Here is an 18,408-nt window from a genome sequence, read left to right on the forward strand (position 1 = left end):
ATTAGTTTACTTCCAGATCGTTCATGGCGGGCAGTTTCGGGAACGGCGCATGTGGTTCGCGCTGGTACCAGTATACTACGCTGCTGATATCTGATTGTTGCGGAAGATAGCGTCCGCCGCTGCGCCAGCCAAGATCCTGGATGGTGATCTTCAGATCTTTTTCAAAACGTACCGGGTCCATAATATGCCAGCGGTACAATCCAAACCGTTGCTGGGATTTATACAATCCGTCGGGGCGTATCACCTGTGATAAGCCGGAATAGGGCGTGCAGAATTCCTGGTAGCGGCCTTTGGTGTCGAAGTTGTAGGAGCCGCAGAAGTAGTCTTCCGTGCCGGTGCCGCAAATAGTTGGATATTGTTTATCGCCATCCATAAAGAATTTTATTTCTCCTTCGCCCCACCAGCCGTTGTTGTTAACGCCCCAGGCGATGTAAGTGCCTACGTACTGGCCTTTTCCTTTCACACCGTCGATCATGGTAAAGCTGGCGTCTTTCACGGGATTATTGCGGCGGAATTGTGCATGGAAATAGCCGGCGTCCTCAGGTACATTGGTGAGGGTATAATCTACCTGGTAGTATAAGGTCATTCTTTCTGTGTTGATATTTTCCATTGTGATGCGGCACTTTTTACGGAAGGGCATGGCCCAGTAGCAGTTGAAGGCGCTGCCTGGATTTACGCATACAGCCAGTGAGTTGAGTGGTGCATATTCGCCCCAGCCCATACCAAAGAAATCGCCAACCGGCACTTCAACGGAAGGCGTGGTTTCATCGTCCCAGTAAAAACGGAGGATAGAGTAGCGCCAGTTGCCGGTGGGTGTCATCCATATATGCTGGATAGCGCCGGGACCGGTAATTTCTGCCAGGGTAACGGTTTTCCCGGGTTCGATATGAATATATGGATTTACTTTCCAGCCCTGGCCCAGTTCTCTCGCGGCGCCGCGGGCGTTGCCCTGGTCGAGTGTGGCCATGCCGCCTTTGCCGGGTTCGCCGGTGAAGTTTTCGGGGCTGATAGAACGGGTTTTGGCATCAGACAAACGATAGAGGTTTCCCATGTTCATCTCCAGGCCATTAAAAGGTTGCTGGGCGCTGGTGGCCGTCCACGTGAAAAGCGCAATAAAAGGCAGGAGCAATAATTTTTTTATCATACGTGAATATTAAAAGATTAGGTTTCTACGGGTTTCTGCTGAATATAGCTTTATCGTTTAAGCAAGCTGATAAATTTTAAAAGATCACTTTCATACGTGGTCGTATATTACCGGCTGCCACAGGATTTTCTCACCACCAGCGTAGTGTCAATACAAATAGCAGTGGTGGCGGTGGTATGGTCAAGGATTTGTTCCAGCAGCACGCGCACTGCGGCCTTTCCTATTTCAAGGATCGGCTGTTTTACAAACGTTACCGGCGCATAAAACAAATCCAGCGCTTCCCCTTCGTCAAATGTAATCACCGCCAGTTCATCTGGTATGCGTATACCCAGTGTATTAATATATTTCAGTCCTTCTATGGCCAGGCTGTTAGTGGCAAAAAAGATGGCATCTGCCGGGCGTTTTCCTTTCAGCAGCTGGTCAATAGCCAGCCGGATATCTTTCTTTAAATGCGAGTATCTCGCCTTCTTCAGTAAACTATTCGTTGCCTTTATATCATGTTGTGCCAACGCATCCTGGTAGCCGCCTATCCTTTCACTGATATGATGCAGCGTGGTTTTATACGCCACCATACCGATACGCTTCCTGCCCGCTTTGATAAGGTGCGATACCGCCCCCGCTGCGGACTCCCGGTTATTAACGGCAATATAACTGGCGGCAATCTCCGGAAAGAACCGGTCAATCAGCACAAAAGGAATCTTCTGCTCCTGCAGTTGCCGGATCTGCTGCTCCGATCCTTCGGTAGGGGTGATAATAAGACCATCTACCTGCCGGTTTACGAGCACATTGATCAGGTCCTGCGACTTGTCCACGTTTTCGTCGGAGCTGCCAAAAATCACGTTGTAATTATGCTTCTTGGCCTCGTCTTCTATAGTACGGGCAATATTGGCAAAGAAAGGATTGGAGATATCCGCTACGATCAGGCCAATGGTAAAAGACCGGCCGCTTTTAAGACTGCGCGCAATATGATTGGGCTGGTAATTCAGCTTCCGCGCAATTTCACGGATCTTCTTAGCCATCTCTTCCCCGATCCTGGCCTTCTTGTCTTTGTTGGTCAGCACATAAGATACCAGCGCAGTGGATACACCTGCTTCGGTAGCGATATCTTTCAGCGAGACTTTCTTCATCTTTTAAAAATATGCTTAAACGTTTAAGTTTGCAAGCTTTTGGGAAGATTTTTTTGAGAGAGGAGGTCTTTTTAGTGCAGAAGAAGGATAGTGGCGGCATATAATATGGTGTTACAGAAAGCCGACTGGCAGATGCGGTAATATTTCCTACTTTAGCGGTTGGGCCGGCATATGCCGCGCCCATAAACAGAAGCCGATCAGCATGGAAAAACCAGCACTCACTTCACCCCGTTTGGTGAATGAAAATTTCGAAAAGCTTGCCACCCTCTTCCCGGATTGTGTTGTAGAAAGTGCCAATGGCAAAGTCATCGATTTTGATTTGCTGAAGCAGGAAATCAGCCATGCCGTGGTGGAAGGGCCCAGGGAAAGATACTGCCTGGAATGGCCCGGGAAGCGCGCTTCCATCGCTACAGCTAACCAGCCGGCCACAGAGGTGCTGCGCCCGGTAGAAACGGATTCCCTGCACTTTGAGGAAACAGCGAATAGCTATATCGAAGGAGATAATCTTGAAGTATTGAAATTGCTGCAGCAGAGCCATCTTGCTAAAATAAAAATGATCTACATTGATCCTCCCTATAATACCGGGCGAAACTTTGTATACCGCGATAATTTTACACAAAGCAACGGTGGCAATCACACGCTGAACGGCATGCCGGATGAACAGCCGGAGGCTCATGCTAACTGGCTTTCCATGATGTATCCGCGGCTGAAACTGGCCGCTGCCTTGTTGCGGGAAGACGGGATCATCTTTATTTCTATTGACGACAGGGAACTGCCAAATCTCCGCAGGATCTGTGATGAAATTTTTGGAGAGATAAATTTTGTGAGTTGCCTGCCACGCATCACCAAAAAAGCCGGTAAGTCAACTAACCTGATCGCCAAAAATAATGATTACGTGTTGTGTTACCGCAGGTCGCCTTACGCCCGCTTTAACTCCTGCACATTTGAAGCGCAGGGATACACTCACTCCGATGAATATGAACCGGAAAGAGGTAAGTATAAATTAAATCAAACGCTGGACTACAGCTCCATCCAGTATTCGGCCTCCCTTGACTATGAAATTGAGATAGAAGGACAGGTGTTAAGACCCGGAAATGCCACCCGGGAAGAGATGTTGAAGCGGCAGCAGCGCAATCCCCAAAGCGATTTTTGCTGGAGATGGAGCAAAGCGCTGTATGAATTTGGATTAAAGAATGGGTTTGTAGTGTTGAAGCAATCGAGGCACGGCTATCGCATTTATACCAAAACATACGAGAAAGCTACTATTTCCAAAGCAGGCAGCGGGTATACGGTGGAAATGAAAGAAAGAACCAAAGCCTTCACCAGTCTTGATTTTATTGATAACCGGTTCTCGAATGATAATGCCAAAAAAGACATGGGCAAATTGTTTGGGGAGAAAATATTTGAATATTCAAAACCGGTATCACTGATCAGTGAACTGATTGCCCTGGCTACCTCTGCAGATGATATTGTACTGGATTTCTTTTCGGGATCTGCCACCACAGCGCATGCAGTGTATTCACTGGCGGCGCGCACCGGTGAACAGCGGAAGTTTATCCTGGTGCAGGAGCCCCAGCCTACTGCTGAAGACAGCGACGCTTTTCACGCCGGCTATAAAAATATTTGTGAGATAGGGAAGGAGCGCATCCGGAGAGCCGGCAAAGCAGTAAAAGAGGAAACCGGCGCCAGCTTCGACGATGGTTTCCGTGTATATCAGTTAGGCAATCCGGATCAGTAGTTATTTGGAAAGAATATAAAATATTTCCGTAGGAGAAATCCGCTGCCACTTATTCACCGGGTGATATTTAATATTCCAGGAGAATATTTTAGACAGGTATTTATCTATAAAAAGATAAAACGGATATTCATAAATAGGTTTTGCCAGCAACTTCTCTGTTTTCCTGACAAGGAAGGAAGTCATGGTAAAAAAGTGATTTTTCTTTACCACTTTAAACCCGATCTCCGGAATATTTTTCCGGAAATATTCATAAGGAATCCCTCTTTCCCATTTGGTGAGCCCCTGCCTCGTTTCGCGCCAGTCGCCCATACTATTCACCGGTTCCTTCAGCAGTAAATGCCCGCCCGGCTCCAGGCAGCGGTGCATTTCCCGGAGCACATTTTTTACATTGGGAATATGATGAAGCGTATCGAAGCAAACGATCAGGTCGAAATAGTTATCAGGAAAATCTATTTTACCATCTACATTCGGCTTTTTGTAAGTTACTTTCACCTGCCCGATAGTATCGGATACCAGGTTATCGGAGGGTTCCAGAATATAGAGACTTTCTATTTGCGAACTGATAGGTTTAAATTCATGACCAAAAGCAGAGCCGATGCCGAGTACTCTTTTAAATTTTTTTCCCGGAAGATATTTGAATCCAAAAAGCTGGTTAACCCGGTGATAGCCGTAATGATAATCCGTATACCCGGATACAAGACCCGCGTAGCCCTCTTTTTCATCATCGTACCATTGCCTGATTTCATCCAGGGTAAAATCATCTCCATGTAATACCTCCCCGGAAAAATATTTCTCCATAAATTCATTTGTTTAGAACAAGATATAAAAAAAATCATATAAATACCTAAAAAGTACCGCCAAAATAGTGCCTGTTAAAGCGGCGTGATCAGTACTTCCGCCGTTTATTTCTTTATTCCGTTATATTTGATCCGGCATGTCCAATTGCTGCCATTCCATTTGTTATAAGGTATATTATCACACTTAAAACTTAAAAAGATGGAAGAATTTATGCTGATTTTCAGACACGAGGATGGCGCCAAAGTAGCCTCTCCGGAGCAAATCCAGGTTTGGATGAAACAAACGATGGACTGGATCGGAGGCATTGCCGCGCAAAACAAATTCGTGGAAGGCAATGGTTTGCCTTTTGCAGACAGCAGGGTGGTACATCATAATAACGTGGTCACCAACGGGCCTTTCGGGGAAATTAAAGAAACCATTGGCGGGTACATTATTGTAAAAGCGGCATCGGTAGAGGAAGCGGTGGAGTTTGCAAAAGGGAGCCCGGTGTTACAGGGAGATGGGAATACCGTGGAAGTAAGGAAAGTGGACCGTCACTAAAAAAGTATACAGGCCCCTGTACAACAGGGGCTGTTTTCATGTATGGCACAAGCTGAACTAATACCACATTTGTTCCGTACAGAGTTCCGGAAAATAACGGCGGTGCTCTGCAAGGTTTTTGGCATCGAACACCTGGAAGTTGCTGAAGACATTGCCAGTGAAACCTTTTTGTCGGCGATGGAAACCTGGACCTATAAAGGAATTCCGGAGAATCCAACGGCATGGCTATACCTGGTAGCAAAAAATAAAGCAAAGAATTATTTTCAGCGGAATCGCCTGTTTTTAGAAAAAATTGCCAACCAGGTAAAATATACTACTCCCGGCAGTGAAGAACCGGACATCGACCTGTCTGACAAAAATATCACCGACAGCCAGTTGCAGATGATCTTCGCCATTTGTCACCCCGGCATTTCAAAAGAGGCGCAGATAGGGCTTGCACTCCGCATCCTGTGCGGGTTTGGGATTACAGAAATTGCCACTGCTTTTTTAACCAATAAGGAAGTTATTAATAAGCGTTTATTGCGGGCGAAAGAAAAACTGCGGGAAGAAAAAGTGCAGATGGAATTTCCGGGAGAAACGGAAATCAGGAAACGCCTGGATACCGTACTCACCACCCTGTACCTGCTATTCAACGAAGGATATTATTCTGAAAGCCAGGATGCTATATTGCGGGAAGACTTTTGCCTGGAAGCTATGCGGCTTACTTACCTGTTGCTGGAAAATGCCACCACTAATACACCGGAGGTAAATGCATTGTTTGCCCTGATGTGTTTTCATGCGTCGCGGTTTGAGGCCCGCCGGAATGAGAACGGTGAAATTATCCTGTACCAGGATCAGGATGAATCGCGCTGGAATGAAACGCTGATCGCCAAAGGCGCGTGGTTCCTGCATGAAGCTTCCGGCGGGGAAAAGCTTTCCCGGTATCATCTTGAAGCTACCATTGCTTACTGGAATACACAGAAGCAGGATACGCCGGAAAAGTGGGAGAGTATCCTGCAACTGTATAACCGTTTGCTGCAGATCTGTTATTCACCGATAGCGGCATTGAACAGAACGTATGCATTATCAAAAGCCAATGGAAAGGAAGTAGCCATAGTAGCAGCAGAAAAACTGCAGCTCACGGATAACCATTATTACTTTGTGTTGCTGGGAGAATTGTATACAGATATTGACAATGCCCGTGCCGTTACTCATCTTCAAAAAGCTTTATTACTCGCTAAAACGGAAGCGGATAAACGAACTATTCAAAAGAAAATGGCCGCGCTGGGGACTGTGTAAGCCGGCTCAGGAGAAGTTCTGCGATATCTGTTCCAGGTACGTTTCAATAGGTACCGAATTTCTCAACGCCATCAGGCCGTTGCCGGAGTTGCCGATAACCGTCCGGAATTTATTGCTTTTCCTGGTGGCAAGGTCGAAAAGTATTTTTACAATATCCATCCTGTCGTCTTTCATGCTGTCATCCGCATTTTCAAACAGGCGCCGGAGTTTTCGTGTCAGTTCATCGTATACTGTGATGCCCGGATTCGTATTCCAGGTAACGTTTTCTACAAAGTTGGTACCGGTAGTGCCGCCCTGCTCAATGAGCCGCAACTCAATATTAAGTGGTTTCAGCTCATAGTACAGTCCTTCTGTAAGCCCTTCCAGTGCGAACTTCGACATGTTATACAATGATCCCAGCGGTACGGCAGTAGTAAGACCCATAAAGGAGCTTACATTAATGAACATACCGCCGCCGTTGTTACGGAAGTGCGGCAGAAATGCACGGATAACATTAATAGGGCCGCGCGTGTTTACGGCAAACTGCCAGTCGATATCCGCTTCCTTTGCCAGCTCCAGTGCGCCATAGGCGCCCATGCCGGCGTTGTTAATCACCACATCAATTTTTCCGAAAGCACTAATGGCATCCTGTGTGGCCTGCTGTACTTCTGCGAGATTGGTAACATCCAGCCGGAATATTTTGATATTGGGATATTTTGTCAGATCCGTTTCCTTTTCCGGGCTGCGCATAGTGGCCGCTACGTTCCATCCCTGTTCTGCAAAATAGCGGGCGCTGGCCTTACCTAATCCTGAACTGGTGCCGGTAATAAAAATAGTTTTGTTCATGATGTAATTATTTATGACACAAAATTACCGGTAAATTGGTATAACTTTGTTACCAGTATCACAGAGTATATCAAAAAAGGATGTATGGGAAAAGTTATTCAGCCAAGAAATCAGCAGGCAGAATTGAAAGCATTACAGGACACAATTTATGTGGTAGGCGGTAAATGGACCTTGCCTATTATTAACTCCATTTGTAATGGCAATAAACGTTTCAGGGAAATAGAGCGCAGCATACCTGGTATCACCACGCGCATGCTTTCCCGTGCATTGAAGGAGCTGGAACTAAACAACCTGGTAGTGCGTACCGTATATGACGAATCGCCGGCATTGGTGGAGTACACCTCCAATGATTATTGCAAAACATTAGGTCCGGTTATCCAGGCCATGATCCTTTGGGGCCAACAGCATAAAAATAAGATCCGGTCAAAAAAATAGTATTTTTTTAAGGCAGGCGCCCGGTTGCGGCGCAGAGGACAACGCCGGCAACAATATTACCGGACTGGTTGTTAAAACAAAAGAGAAACATCATATGATCATGAAAAATATACTGCTTTTTCTATTGTGCTTACCGCTTTTTACTTTCGCCCAGCGGGAGAAGCTGCTGTATGGTTACGCTTACGGCATGATCCACGACGGTAGCGGTGGTGGCGGTGTGACCGCTAATGTGGAGTTGCTGAATCATATTATCAGTGTAGGGCCCGGCGTGGAGCTTACTTCTTACAATGATCATACGCTGATCCCGGTATTTGCGGATGTGAAGATCAAACACCGTTTCGGGCATATCGATCCTTATATCACCGGCCAGTTCGGGCGGAATGGCTATAATGTAACCCGTACTGCGGAGGTCCCGTCAGGCACCGGGCAGGAGTCGGTTACTTTCAACGAGTCGGGTAAATACTTCTATGGAGCGGGCGCCGGTATTGCCTGGCACTTTAATAAAATAGGTGTGTTCGCTTCTTATATTTATCGCGGATACAAATACCGGTACCCCGACAGGATAGCGGAAGAAGATCACAGCGTTGTGTTCGGCGAAAAATCTGTGAATGCAAATGTGTTCATCGTAGGTATTGTATTTTGAAGCAGGTGCCGGTGGCCCCAGTTAAAGATCTGGTCTATGAGCTGCCGCAGGGAGGCGCCGCTTTCTGTTAACCTGTAAATAACCACCTGCGGGTGTTTGCTGACCTTCACTTCACGGGTTATCAGCCCATGCTTTTCCAGGTCCCTTAAGTGTTCGGTGAGTATCTTCCGGCTGATCTTTGGCATTTTTTCATGCAACAAGCCAAACCGGTTGATGTTATGCTGTATTAAATAGAGAATAACGGGCTTCCATTTACCGCTGATAAGTTCTATTGTTTTACTGACAGGGCAAATACCTGCATCATACTCCGTTTGTGTGATTGACATACGTATATCTTTTTTAAAAGAAAGTTGATAGTTACCATCCTGTAACTACTTGCCTGCGCTGTTTTACGGTTTTAGTTTTGCTTGTATAAAAATACAAATCATGTTCAAGCTACTGAAAAATGAGCAAACTAAAGTAAGTCTGTATAGTAACGTGCTGATGCTGCTCACCTCTGTTCATCATGTATACGGCGCCATCCGGTACAACACGCCGTGGCGGATACATGTGTTGCTGCTGAGTATCCCGGTATTGATTGTTACGGTGATCCTTCAACGTGTAATAAATCAAAAAGGGATTTCCGGGAAAAATGTGTGGTCCTGGATATATTGTTCCATCATCTTCCTTGCTTCTATTGTAATGATAGGAGGCTATGAAGGGCTTTACAATCATCTCCTTAAAAATATCCTTTACTTTGGCGGATTATCGGCAACGGGCATGTCTGTGCTTTTCCCGCCCGGCATGTATGAAATGCCGGATGATATATTTTTTGAAATAACGGGGATCCTGCAGGGGGTAGTTGTAATTCCTCTGGGTATGCATTTCATCCGGATGATCCGGCATCTGCTGGTAAAATTACCTGCTTAAAAAATCGGAAAGCTGTTGTTGTTTAATCTTCTCAATTTGCCGCCTGTGCCTGAGTATGTGAACAATGGCGTGTTCGGCCATTTGCTCTATATCGTATACCTGGCCCCAGCCGGCCTTTATTTTCAACGCGTTATCCATTTGTTCCAATTCATCATCTTTAAATGCTTCAAATACTTTTTCTGTGAAGATGAAAACATTGGTCAGGTCTTCCAGGTAGGCGTTTGTGGTGAGATGAAATGTTTTGGCGGGCCGCGTCAGCTGGGGGCCCCGGAGGTTGTGAATGCTGGTGGCATAGCTATATCCGGAGTTGACTACATGCGACAATATAGTTTGAACCGACCGGCAGTTTTCGTCGGCCGTATGCGGATCGGTGATGACGGTGAGTGCGTGATCGGGTATGGTGCCGATCACTTCTTTTAACGCTGAAATGGCTTTTTCATATTCATCAAGCAATGCGCCAATAGCGCCGTGTCTGAAAGGTTTGCTCATGTTATTTGTGATGGTCGCTTCAAAAGTAGCGGATTCACCTGATAATAGCGAAAAAAGCTACATTTACGAATGTGGCTTTTTTGATCAGGCCAGCCATCAATCCCAAAAAAACTTTCCCGGAAGTGTGATTTTTCTGTTATTGATGCGAATAATTAAGAAATAGCATTCAACGAATGAATTCAACTGATCTGTTTCTTGCTGTTCTACAAACAAATAAGGGCATTATCTATAAGATTGCCCAATCTTACTGCCAGGATGCAGAAGACAGGAAAGATCTTGTCCAGGAAATAATTATCCAGTTATGGCGGTCATTTGGCAATTATACCGGTGAGGCTAAGTATTCCACCTGGATTTATCGTATTGCGTTGAATGTCGCTATTTCATTCTATCGTAAAGGAACCCGTCGCAAACAGGCTTCCAATCCCCTATCTGAAGACATCCTGCACATCGTGGATACCAATGTAAAAGACGAAACAGCGGAAAATATTGGTTTTTTGCAGCGCTTTATTGCGGAGCTGAAAGAACTGGATAAGGCGCTGATGCTGCTCTATCTCGAAGAAAAAAGTTACCGGGAAATAGGAGAGATCATGGGACTGTCGGAAACCAATGTGGCTACTAAAATCGCAAGGATCAAGGGCATCTTAAAACAGAAATTTTCGTCCATCAAAACGTAACAAAAATGGAAGACAAAGAAATGATTCATCTCTGGAAAACTTATGACAGGAAACTGGAAGAAACGCTTTTGTTTAACCAGGAAGTAGCAGCGGATCTTACCCGGATGAAGGTGCAGCACTTTATTGCTTCCATGAAGCCGATAAAGATTTTTACTATTATAGTGGGGGTCTTATGGGTAGCCTTTGTGGACACGCTGATTATTAGTTTATTTTACACTGCCAGCCCTTTTTTCCTGGTTTCCGCCGGGATCCAGGTGTTACTGATACACCTGGCTGTCGGTATTTATCTTTACCAGTTGATATTAGTGCATCAGTTGGATATTGATGAGCCGGTGCTGACTATGCAGGAAAAATTATCCCGGCTGAAGGTATCCACGCTTTGGGTGGCTCGCCTGTTATTCCTGCAACTACCGGTATGGACCACCTTTTACCTCACCAGGGATATGTTGTTGCATGGCAATGCTGTGTTTGTATTGATCCAGCTATTGGTAACGGCCGTCTTCACATATCCTGCTGTATGGCTTTTTCTTAATATCCGGTATGAGAACAGGGATAAGAAATGGTTCCGGTTAATTTTTAAAGGAAAGGAATGGGACCCGATTATAAAATCGATGGAGTTGCTGAGGCAGGTGAGGGAGTATAGAAGTGCCGGGTAAAGGCACTTACGTGGCGAAGTAAAAGTATTTACCAGTGGAGATTTTATCGTCAGACCCGGTCTCCGCCGCTTTTGGGGCAGACAGGAACCGGGGCAGCGTTTGTGAACTCATATGCATACAGGGCCCTTCCCTGGCGTTGATTGAAACGCATTAATAATCAGATCGTTTTTTCGCTTCCTCCTTCGCCAGGTCCAGCAACGAATTTTTGATCACCTTTATATAAGCGTCTTTGGTTTTGTCGTTAAAGGAAAAGGACTGCAGGTATTGTGCGTAATCTTTCCCGTCGTAGTTCAATTTCTTTGCCAGCAGGAGCCAGGTATCCTGGCCGGCTCCTTTCCCGAAAATATGAATAATGGTAAGGGTATTACGCGTCAGCAGTGCAGCCAGGTAATCCTTGTGTTCCTTTGATGTGTCTTCTTTTGCAGCGAGATCTTTCATTACTACTGCGCCCAGGTCAACACTGTTCGCATCATATACCGGCTGGGGACTATCATCGGCTTGTTGAAGGCTGTCCCTTCTTTTATAATAGATATCCCGCGTCGCCTTCATGGCGGCTTCCGCTTTCTGCAGCTTTTTGGCATCTGCCTTCTCATTTCTCAGTGTAATAACCGCCTTCTTTATCAATGCCAGGAATCGCGCCTGTTTAACACTGTCTGCCTGTTGCGCGGAACAGTTGCCGGTAACAAAAAATAATAGGGTAGCAACTGCAAATGCGGAGAATATATGCTGTTTCATAAGATCAGGATATCTTTTTTAAGACAGACGAATATATAATATATTATGTATATGGCGTTTCGTTTTAAAAAAATAACCTTCAGGCAGATTTTATTAATAAATTTACTTCCATAACCATAATTTACTAATCAAGGAAATTTATCCTGATTTCATTGATTCACATATGAGGGGTTTCGGAATTCATGAGGATCTGCCAGGAGAGCAGGAATTGCTGCATCGTGTAGCTGACGGTGACAGCATGGCCTTTGCCATATTGTTTAAAGCGTATAAGAAAAATCTGTATACCACTGTTTTACATGTAACCGGGAGTCATGAGATGGCCGAAGATGTATTGCAGGAGGTATTTATCAAGGTATGGATGCACCGGGAGCGATTGACCGGTATTATTAACTTCCCCGGATGGCTGTATAAAGTGGCCGAATATGCCGCTTTCAAAGTGATCCGCAATAACCGGCGTATAGCAGGCGGACTGCATGTTTTATCCAATGATCCGTTAACTCCGCCGGAAAAAGATCCCGTTGATATTTTTATTGAGAAAGAATACGACCAGCTGCTGGAGGCTGCCATTGCGCAATTGCCGGAAAAACAGCAGCTCACTTACCGGCTCATTAGGCAACAGGGGCTGAGAAGAAAAGAGGTGGCAGCACGATTGTCAGTGTCGCCCGAAACCGTAAAATGGAACCTGGACCAGGCCAACCAGTCCGTCCGTAAATATTGCATGGCGCATTTGGGACTTACCCTGGCTTTTATACTGGTGAATGGCCTGCAATAAATTTTTTTTCGTCCTTACCCCCCAATTGTTATTCCCGTGGCTCTTATATATATGATTCACAGGAAAGGCCGTAAAAATCATACTGTTTATCTGCCTGATGAAGCAGGGTTACTCGGGAGAATTGCCAACGGAGACACCTCTGCCTTTGCCACGGTATTTGCGCATTACAGGAAACAACTGTATACAACCATCTATCACCTCACGGGAAGCCGGGAACTGGCCGAAGATGTGTTGCAGGAAGTTTTTATGAAGGTGTGGTTGCACCGGGAACGGTTGCCGGTGATCACCCATTTCGGAGGCTGGATTTACAGGGTAACGGAACACGCAGGTTTTAAAGTGATCCGGGAGTTGCGCAGAACCGTCAGCGACCCGCAGTCATCGCCGGAAACGGACAAAAAAGATCCGCTGGATCTCTACATCGAAAAAGAGCTGGATACTTTGCTGGATGAAGCTGTAGCCCGGCTGCCGGACAAACAGCAACAAACCTATAAGCTGATAAAACAGGAAGGATTAAAAAGAAATGAAGTGGCGGATCAGCTCCTGGTGTCGCCCGAAACTGTGAAATGGAACCTGGATCAGGCAATGCGATCGATACGGCAGTTTTGCCTGGCAAAGCTTTCCCATTAAAAACATACACCTAAGAAATTGAATGATGGAACTACCAGATAATATAGCTGCTTTATATCACCGTTGCATCCAGGGCGCCGCTACCGCACAGGAACACGCGGAATTCCTGCAGTATCTGCAGCAGCCCGGCCATGAGGATATTTTGCGCGAAGTGCTGCGCCGCGGTTTGCGGGAAAACAAACCGCTGACAGACCTGCCACCGGAGCGGGAAGACGTGGTGTGGCAGGCTATCATGACCGTCACCGGTGCAACCCCTGCTGCAACGCCCGTGTATCGCGTGGCCTGGTTCCGCATGGCTGCTGCGGCCTGTATAGCGGTATTGATTGGCATAGGTGGCTATACCTATTACCATTCGCTGGAACGCAGGCCAATGGCCGTACAAACGCCGCTGGCGCCGGGTGGCAACAAAGCCATACTCACGCTGGGCAATGGCAAAGTGATCACACTGGATAGTATCGGCAACGGACAAATTGCCGGTGAAAATGGCGTGGTTAAACAAAACAACGGCAAACTCGCCTATGCAGCTGATCCTTCGGGGGCTGTTACCATGCACGTGCTTACCATCCCGCGTGGCGGGCAATATCAGCTGCAGCTGTCTGATGGTACGGAGGTATGGCTCAACAGCGCTTCTTACATCAGGTATCCCAACCGTTTTGGTGATAAAGAAAGGAGTGTGGAAATTTCGGGAGAAGCATACCTCCGTGTGGCTAAGAATGCCACGAAACCTTTTATCGTTGTTTCTAAAGGGCAACGCATCGAAGTACTGGGAACGGAATTTAACCTGATGGCATACTCCGACGAAGCGGCCATCAAAACCACACTGATAAATGGCGCCATCAGGGTGATACAACAAAAAGAACAGAAAATATTAAAACCCGGGCAACAGGCAGCAGTAACAAATGGAGCACCCGGTATTACCATTACTACGCCAGATCTGGAAGAAGTGCTGGCCTGGAAGGAGGGCAAGTTCCGTTTTTATAATACAGACATTGCCACCATCATGCGGCAGGTGGCCAGGTGGTATGATGTAGAGATTGTATACCAGGGACAACTACCGGGTGAAGAATTTTACGGCGCCATTCCGAAAAGTGAAAATGCCACACAGATCCTGGACGTCCTGGAACTAACACATAAAGTACATTTTGAAGTAAAAGGGAAGAAGATCATCGTTATTCCCGGTCCGCGAAAAAATTAAACCAACCAGTCATTGTGAATGAAAATATATAAATAGTAGTACATCAATCAAAAATAATCCGGAAATGGGGAAAACATTTCCGGATAACAGCAGGACTAAACGTAAGACCAAAATCGCTTTTCAGCATTACTTTAACATCCAAACCGGTACAAAGATATGAACTTAATTGTACATGGCAATCCCATGCCTGATCGTATGCCACTTAAACTGACCAGATTTATGAAGGTATGTTTCTTTGTTTTTACAGCCGCATTACTTCTCAGCGCAAATGCTTACGCACAAAAGATTACGATCACAGGACGGAATTTATCTCTCGAGAAAATTTTCAGGGAAATAGAAAAACAAACGGGATATTCATTTCTAGTCAGCAAAGAAATACTGAAGAAATCCAAATCTGTAAACCTGAACGTAAAAGATGCTTCCCTGGAGGATGTATTGGATCAATGTCTTTCAGAACAACATCTCACCTGGGAAATAAAAAATAAGGTGATTGTGATCACGCCCGCACCACCTGCTGCAATGGCGCAACCGGTAATGGCACAGCCGGAGCCTTCCAATCCGGGCAGGATTTTCAGCGGGCGGGTGGTAGATGAACGCAAAAGACCTGTTGTCGGCGCCACCGTCCACGCCGATGTGGCGGCCGACCGTTTGCAGATGTCTTTTACAGATGAAAACGGGGACTTCATTTTATCCGAAGTAGAACTCCCGGTGGTAAAGGCCCAGATTACCAGTGTAAATATAGAACCCTGGACCGGCGAGCTGAACATAGATGAACAACAACATACCATTGTCGTAAAAAGTAAAGTATATCAGCTCTCCGATGTAAAGGTGATTGTTAATACCGGCTATCAGAAACTCGATAAAGAAAGGGCCACCGGCTCTTTTGGTAAACCGGATATGGAGATTGTTGCCAAACGCACCGGCAGCATGGATATCATGCAAAGGCTCGATGGACTGATCCCCGGATTAACCTTGGCAGTAGGCGCCGATTATGATGTGAATTCACGTAACTCCAACGGAAATGGCGTTACCACCCGGAGAAGCGTGATCAGGGGAAAAGGTACCGTTCAGCTGAACACAGATCCGCTGTATGTGATCAACGGTATGATCGTAAACGATTTCAGTACGCTGAACCCCGATGATATCGAAAATATCACCGTATTGAAAGACGCCGCTGCCGCCGCCATTTATGGCGCCAGGGCAGCCAATGGCGTAATAGTACTCACTACTAAATCGGGGAAAAATAATCAACGGCTCACGGTTAGCTACAACGGCTTTATTAACTTCCAGGGTAAACCCAACTATAGTTATATCCCGGTGATGAACAGCCAGCAGTTCATTGCCACCGCAAAAGAATTATTCGACCCCCAGCAGTTTCCGTGGAACACCTTGTATGATCAGACCATTCCGCCGCACGACCAGTTGATGTATGATCATTACCGCGGGCTGATTTCTGACGCGCAGTACAACAAAGGAATGGATAGCCTGGCGTCTATCAACAACCGGCAGCAGATCCTTGATCTGATGGTTCGCCCGGCGTTTACCACCAATCATACCGTTTCTGTGAGCGGTGGAAATAACGTGTATTCATTTTATGGGTCATTGGGCTATACCATGTCGCAGGATAATATGCCGGGGAATAAAGACAATAGTTACAAAATAAACCTGACGCAAAATCTTCAACCGAATAAAAATATCAGGATCTCTGTCAACGCCTCTCTCATCAACAGCGTACAAAGCGGAAAGAACCAGATGGCAGCTGGTCCTAATATGTTGCCGTATCTGCTGCCCAGGGATGCATCCGGGAAAAACGTGGCAATGCCTTTTATGTCAGGTTGGTCAGATTCCCTGCGGCTCGACTACCAGGCGCGCAGCAGGATCAATATGGATTATGTACCGCTCGATGAAATAGACTACGCGCATAGTGAAAGGAATACTATTTTCATTAACCTCACCGCTAACGCAAATATTAAGATCTGGAAAGGATTGAGTTTTGATGGTACCTATGGTTATGTGAAATCTCCGGGTATCAACAACTATTTTAATGATAACAGGGCGTTTTCTCAGCGGCAGCAACTCCTGGGTTTTACCATAGCGCCTACTGTCAATTCCACGCCTAAATACCTGGTACCGACCACCGGCGGCACTTTCATAGAAGGTCATAACGATCAGCGCAACTGGACGGTGCGGAATCAGCTGGTATATACCGCAGAACCTGCAGAGGGCCGGGATCACCTGATGGTACAGGTAGGGCAGGAGGCACAGGAACAATTCAATTTTTCCACCACCAGTACTTTTTTAGGATATGATGAGAAACTGGGTACCTACGGGCTGGTAGACTATGCCACACTGAGCCAGGGTGTAACAGGCACGGTTAGCGGTTACGGCTACCTGCAGCGCCCATACTTCATTAACCAAACGCTCTCCCGTTTTACGTCCAGATTTGCACTGGCCAGTTATACTTTTAACGGAAAATATAGTGTAGATGGAAGCTGGCGGCAGGATCACAGTAATCTTTTTGGCAGCGATGTTTCTTCGCAGAATAAACCGATATGGAGTTTTGGCGCTAAGTGGCAACTGGCAAAAGAGCATTTTTTCAAACCCATCACATGGGTCGATAACCTTAGTATCAGAACCACCTATGGTATCACCGGTAATTCACCCTACGTGGGGTCTGCATCGAGGAATGATATCCTGAATGCGGTCCCCCAGGTTAATAGCGGCGGAATAGCCGGTGATGCATTAGGTATTCAAACTACTGCCAATAACAAACTTGCCTGGGAGCATACTGAAACCATTAATATCGGTATAGATTATTCCCTGCTGAAAGGAAGGATCAGCGGAAGTATTGATATGTACCGCAAAACCACCTCCGACATGTTGGGCAATGTTTTCCTGAATCCATTTACCGGGTATAGAAGTAGCCTGGGCAATATCGGCAAATATTCCAATAAAGGCCTCGAATTGAATATTACTTCACAGAATATCCAGGGAAATGGTTTGAACTGGTCCACCACATTTATATTCAGCTATAACAAAAATAAGCTGCAGGATTTTGAAACGCTATCCGCCTATGCCAATACCGGGGATTATAAAATACAATCGTTCTATTATATCGGTTATCCTGCCGGGCCTGTTTTCGCCTACACCTGGGGGGGACTGGATAATATGGGCGACCCGCAGATAAAACTCAGTGATAAATCCATTATCAAAGACCCCTACTACCAAACAAAGAATGAGGATATCAAATATATGGGTACCACCATTCCCATTTTCAATGGCGGGTTCTCCAATACCTTCCGTTACAAAGGCATTTCACTGTCCGTGAACACGATTTATAACATGGGCAATGTGATGCGCACTGATGCAAACATTATCACTTCCGGCCGGATAGGAGGATATGCGGCAGGATTTACGTCCGGAAATCTACCCAGCTATTTCCTGGACCGCTGGAAAAAGCCGGGAGATGAAGCTATCACCAATGTGCCTTCCTACGTAGCCAATCCATCTGAAGGCTACACCCGCCGCAACATGAACTATTATAACAGGGCCGATATCAATGTAGTGAGCGCCTCCTATATAAAGATCAGGGATCTTACGCTTAATTATGAACTGCCTGCTTCCTGGCTGAAACCTTTGAAAGTACAGCAACTGAGCGTATACGCGCAAGCCACCAATTTCATGGTGTGGAAAGCCAATGATCACGGTATTGATCCGGAATACCACGATATGCGCCAGGGATACAGGTCCACTCCTCCTTTTCTGCATAGCTACAGCCTGGGCGTAAACCTTACTTTATAAGTGAACATAAAATGAACAGATC

At 46.1% G+C, this 18,408-nt stretch carries 19 protein-coding genes; 12 read left to right on the forward strand and 7 right to left on the reverse strand.

Annotated elements, in window-relative coordinates; all coding sequences use genetic code 11:
• Nucleotide 1: 1 nt before the first annotated feature.
• Both ACMXI2_RS06295 and ACMXI2_RS06300 read right to left on the reverse strand, forming a co-directional pair.
• A complete protein-coding gene (locus ACMXI2_RS06295) occupies nucleotides 2-1,144 on the reverse strand; it encodes a glycoside hydrolase family 172 protein (protein WP_483780848.1) in 1,143 nt (380 codons plus the stop codon).
• A gap of 107 nt (nucleotides 1,145-1,251) precedes the next feature.
• Nucleotides 1,252-2,271, reverse strand: coding sequence for a LacI family DNA-binding transcriptional regulator (locus tag ACMXI2_RS06300; protein WP_483780849.1), 1,020 nt, complete (start codon nucleotides 2,269-2,271; stop codon nucleotides 1,252-1,254).
• A gap of 202 nt (nucleotides 2,272-2,473) precedes the next feature.
• Between ACMXI2_RS06300 and ACMXI2_RS06305 the strand changes: the two genes are divergently transcribed.
• Complete coding sequence (locus ACMXI2_RS06305; protein WP_483780850.1) at nucleotides 2,474-4,009, forward strand: site-specific DNA-methyltransferase; 1,536 nt, start codon at nucleotides 2,474-2,476, stop codon at nucleotides 4,007-4,009.
• Here ACMXI2_RS06305 and ACMXI2_RS06310 read toward each other — a convergent pair whose 3' ends face one another.
• Nucleotides 4,010-4,807, reverse strand: coding sequence for a class I SAM-dependent methyltransferase (locus ACMXI2_RS06310; RefSeq protein WP_483780851.1), 798 nt, complete (start codon nucleotides 4,805-4,807; stop codon nucleotides 4,010-4,012).
• Nucleotides 4,808-5,005: 198 nt separating this feature from the next.
• On the opposite strand from ACMXI2_RS06310, the gene ACMXI2_RS06315 reads away from it, so the two are divergent.
• Both ACMXI2_RS06315 and ACMXI2_RS06320 read left to right on the forward strand, forming a co-directional pair.
• Nucleotides 5,006-5,347: a YciI family protein gene (locus ACMXI2_RS06315; RefSeq protein ID WP_483780852.1), complete on the forward strand. Its 342-nt coding sequence runs from the start codon at nucleotides 5,006-5,008 to the stop codon at nucleotides 5,345-5,347.
• A gap of 42 nt (nucleotides 5,348-5,389) precedes the next feature.
• Nucleotides 5,390-6,625, forward strand: coding sequence for an RNA polymerase sigma factor (locus ACMXI2_RS06320; protein WP_483780853.1), 1,236 nt, complete (start codon nucleotides 5,390-5,392; stop codon nucleotides 6,623-6,625).
• A gap of 6 nt (nucleotides 6,626-6,631) precedes the next feature.
• Here ACMXI2_RS06320 and ACMXI2_RS06325 read toward each other — a convergent pair whose 3' ends face one another.
• Nucleotides 6,632-7,450 carry an SDR family oxidoreductase gene (locus tag ACMXI2_RS06325; RefSeq protein WP_483780854.1) on the reverse strand — a complete coding sequence of 273 codons (819 nt, stop codon included), beginning with the start codon at nucleotides 7,448-7,450 and terminating at the stop codon, nucleotides 6,632-6,634.
• Between the two features lie 84 nt (nucleotides 7,451-7,534).
• Here ACMXI2_RS06325 and ACMXI2_RS06330 point away from each other — a divergent pair, with 84 nt between their 5' ends.
• Entirely contained in the window at nucleotides 7,535-7,885 is a 351-nt protein-coding gene (locus ACMXI2_RS06330; RefSeq protein ID WP_483780855.1) for a winged helix-turn-helix transcriptional regulator, read from the forward strand.
• Nucleotides 7,886-7,985: 100 nt separating this feature from the next.
• A complete protein-coding gene (locus ACMXI2_RS06335; protein WP_483780856.1) occupies nucleotides 7,986-8,528 on the forward strand; it encodes a hypothetical protein in 543 nt (180 codons plus the stop codon).
• On the opposite strand, the gene ACMXI2_RS06340 is transcribed toward ACMXI2_RS06335, so the two are convergent.
• Nucleotides 8,462-8,854, reverse strand: coding sequence for a winged helix-turn-helix transcriptional regulator (locus tag ACMXI2_RS06340; RefSeq protein ID WP_483780857.1), 393 nt, complete (start codon nucleotides 8,852-8,854; stop codon nucleotides 8,462-8,464). The genes ACMXI2_RS06335 and ACMXI2_RS06340 overlap by 67 nt on opposite strands.
• Nucleotides 8,855-8,954: 100 nt before the next feature.
• Between ACMXI2_RS06340 and ACMXI2_RS06345 the strand changes: the two genes are divergently transcribed.
• Nucleotides 8,955-9,437, forward strand: coding sequence for a hypothetical protein (locus ACMXI2_RS06345; protein ID WP_483780858.1), 483 nt, complete (start codon nucleotides 8,955-8,957; stop codon nucleotides 9,435-9,437).
• Here ACMXI2_RS06345 and ACMXI2_RS06350 read toward each other — a convergent pair.
• Nucleotides 9,426-9,926 (reverse strand): DinB family protein, encoded by a 501-nt coding sequence (locus ACMXI2_RS06350; protein WP_483780859.1) that lies wholly within the window; start codon nucleotides 9,924-9,926, stop codon nucleotides 9,426-9,428. The genes ACMXI2_RS06345 and ACMXI2_RS06350 overlap by 12 nt on opposite strands.
• A gap of 173 nt (nucleotides 9,927-10,099) precedes the next feature.
• On the opposite strand from ACMXI2_RS06350, the gene ACMXI2_RS06355 reads away from it, so the two are divergent.
• Both ACMXI2_RS06355 and ACMXI2_RS06360 read left to right on the forward strand, forming a co-directional pair.
• Nucleotides 10,100-10,600 carry an RNA polymerase sigma factor gene (locus ACMXI2_RS06355; protein WP_483780860.1) on the forward strand — a complete coding sequence of 167 codons (501 nt, stop codon included), beginning with the start codon at nucleotides 10,100-10,102 and terminating at the stop codon, nucleotides 10,598-10,600.
• Between the two features lie 5 nt (nucleotides 10,601-10,605).
• Nucleotides 10,606-11,256 (forward strand): hypothetical protein, encoded by a 651-nt coding sequence (locus ACMXI2_RS06360; protein ID WP_483780861.1) that lies wholly within the window; start codon nucleotides 10,606-10,608, stop codon nucleotides 11,254-11,256.
• Nucleotides 11,257-11,406: 150 nt separating this feature from the next.
• On the opposite strand, the gene ACMXI2_RS06365 is transcribed toward ACMXI2_RS06360, so the two are convergent.
• Entirely contained in the window at nucleotides 11,407-11,991 is a 585-nt protein-coding gene (locus tag ACMXI2_RS06365) for a hypothetical protein (RefSeq protein WP_483780862.1), read from the reverse strand.
• 163 nt (nucleotides 11,992-12,154) lie between these two features.
• Here ACMXI2_RS06365 and ACMXI2_RS06370 point away from each other — a divergent pair, with 163 nt between their 5' ends.
• The 4 genes from ACMXI2_RS06370 to ACMXI2_RS06385 all read left to right on the forward strand — a co-directional run bounded on the left by ACMXI2_RS06370 (nucleotide 12,155) and on the right by ACMXI2_RS06385 (nucleotide 18,386).
• A complete protein-coding gene (locus ACMXI2_RS06370) occupies nucleotides 12,155-12,763 on the forward strand; it encodes an RNA polymerase sigma factor (RefSeq protein WP_483780863.1) in 609 nt (202 codons plus the stop codon).
• A 51-nt stretch (nucleotides 12,764-12,814) separates the two neighbouring features.
• Nucleotides 12,815-13,390, forward strand: coding sequence for an RNA polymerase sigma factor (locus ACMXI2_RS06375; protein ID WP_483780864.1), 576 nt, complete (start codon nucleotides 12,815-12,817; stop codon nucleotides 13,388-13,390).
• Nucleotides 13,391-13,412: 22 nt separating this feature from the next.
• Nucleotides 13,413-14,585 (forward strand): FecR domain-containing protein, encoded by a 1,173-nt coding sequence (locus ACMXI2_RS06380; protein ID WP_483780865.1) that lies wholly within the window; start codon nucleotides 13,413-13,415, stop codon nucleotides 14,583-14,585.
• Between the two features lie 219 nt (nucleotides 14,586-14,804).
• A complete protein-coding gene (locus tag ACMXI2_RS06385) occupies nucleotides 14,805-18,386 on the forward strand; it encodes a SusC/RagA family TonB-linked outer membrane protein (protein ID WP_483780866.1) in 3,582 nt (1,193 codons plus the stop codon).
• Nucleotides 18,387-18,408 lie beyond the last annotated feature (22 nt).

The organism is Chitinophaga sp. G7 BAM 1005, from assembly GCF_057126945.1.

Bases quoted from the DNA above. Each gene is read 5' to 3' on its own strand.
- ACMXI2_RS06295 (WP_483780848.1), bottom strand. From the start codon at position 1,144: ATGATAAAAAAATTATTGCTCCTGCCTTTTATTGCGCTTTTCACGTGG.
- ACMXI2_RS06300 (WP_483780849.1), bottom strand. From the start codon at position 2,271: ATGAAGAAAGTCTCGCTGAAAGATATCGCTACCGAAGCAGGTGTATCC.
- ACMXI2_RS06305 (WP_483780850.1), top strand. From the start codon at position 2,474: ATGGAAAAACCAGCACTCACTTCACCCCGTTTGGTGAATGAAAATTTC.
- ACMXI2_RS06310 (WP_483780851.1), bottom strand. From the start codon at position 4,807: ATGGAGAAATATTTTTCCGGGGAGGTATTACATGGAGATGATTTTACC.
- ACMXI2_RS06315 (WP_483780852.1), top strand. From the start codon at position 5,006: ATGGAAGAATTTATGCTGATTTTCAGACACGAGGATGGCGCCAAAGTA.
- ACMXI2_RS06320 (WP_483780853.1), top strand. From the start codon at position 5,390: ATGGCACAAGCTGAACTAATACCACATTTGTTCCGTACAGAGTTCCGG.
- ACMXI2_RS06325 (WP_483780854.1), bottom strand. From the start codon at position 7,450: ATGAACAAAACTATTTTTATTACCGGCACCAGTTCAGGATTAGGTAAG.
- ACMXI2_RS06330 (WP_483780855.1), top strand. From the start codon at position 7,535: ATGGGAAAAGTTATTCAGCCAAGAAATCAGCAGGCAGAATTGAAAGCA.
- ACMXI2_RS06335 (WP_483780856.1), top strand. From the start codon at position 7,986: ATGAAAAATATACTGCTTTTTCTATTGTGCTTACCGCTTTTTACTTTC.
- ACMXI2_RS06340 (WP_483780857.1), bottom strand. From the start codon at position 8,854: ATGTCAATCACACAAACGGAGTATGATGCAGGTATTTGCCCTGTCAGT.
- ACMXI2_RS06345 (WP_483780858.1), top strand. From the start codon at position 8,955: ATGTTCAAGCTACTGAAAAATGAGCAAACTAAAGTAAGTCTGTATAGT.
- ACMXI2_RS06350 (WP_483780859.1), bottom strand. From the start codon at position 9,926: ATGAGCAAACCTTTCAGACACGGCGCTATTGGCGCATTGCTTGATGAA.
- ACMXI2_RS06355 (WP_483780860.1), top strand. From the start codon at position 10,100: ATGAATTCAACTGATCTGTTTCTTGCTGTTCTACAAACAAATAAGGGC.
- ACMXI2_RS06360 (WP_483780861.1), top strand. From the start codon at position 10,606: ATGGAAGACAAAGAAATGATTCATCTCTGGAAAACTTATGACAGGAAA.
- ACMXI2_RS06365 (WP_483780862.1), bottom strand. From the start codon at position 11,991: ATGAAACAGCATATATTCTCCGCATTTGCAGTTGCTACCCTATTATTT.
- ACMXI2_RS06370 (WP_483780863.1), top strand. From the start codon at position 12,155: ATGAGGGGTTTCGGAATTCATGAGGATCTGCCAGGAGAGCAGGAATTG.
- ACMXI2_RS06375 (WP_483780864.1), top strand. From the start codon at position 12,815: ATGATTCACAGGAAAGGCCGTAAAAATCATACTGTTTATCTGCCTGAT.
- ACMXI2_RS06380 (WP_483780865.1), top strand. From the start codon at position 13,413: ATGATGGAACTACCAGATAATATAGCTGCTTTATATCACCGTTGCATC.
- ACMXI2_RS06385 (WP_483780866.1), top strand. From the start codon at position 14,805: ATGAAGGTATGTTTCTTTGTTTTTACAGCCGCATTACTTCTCAGCGCA.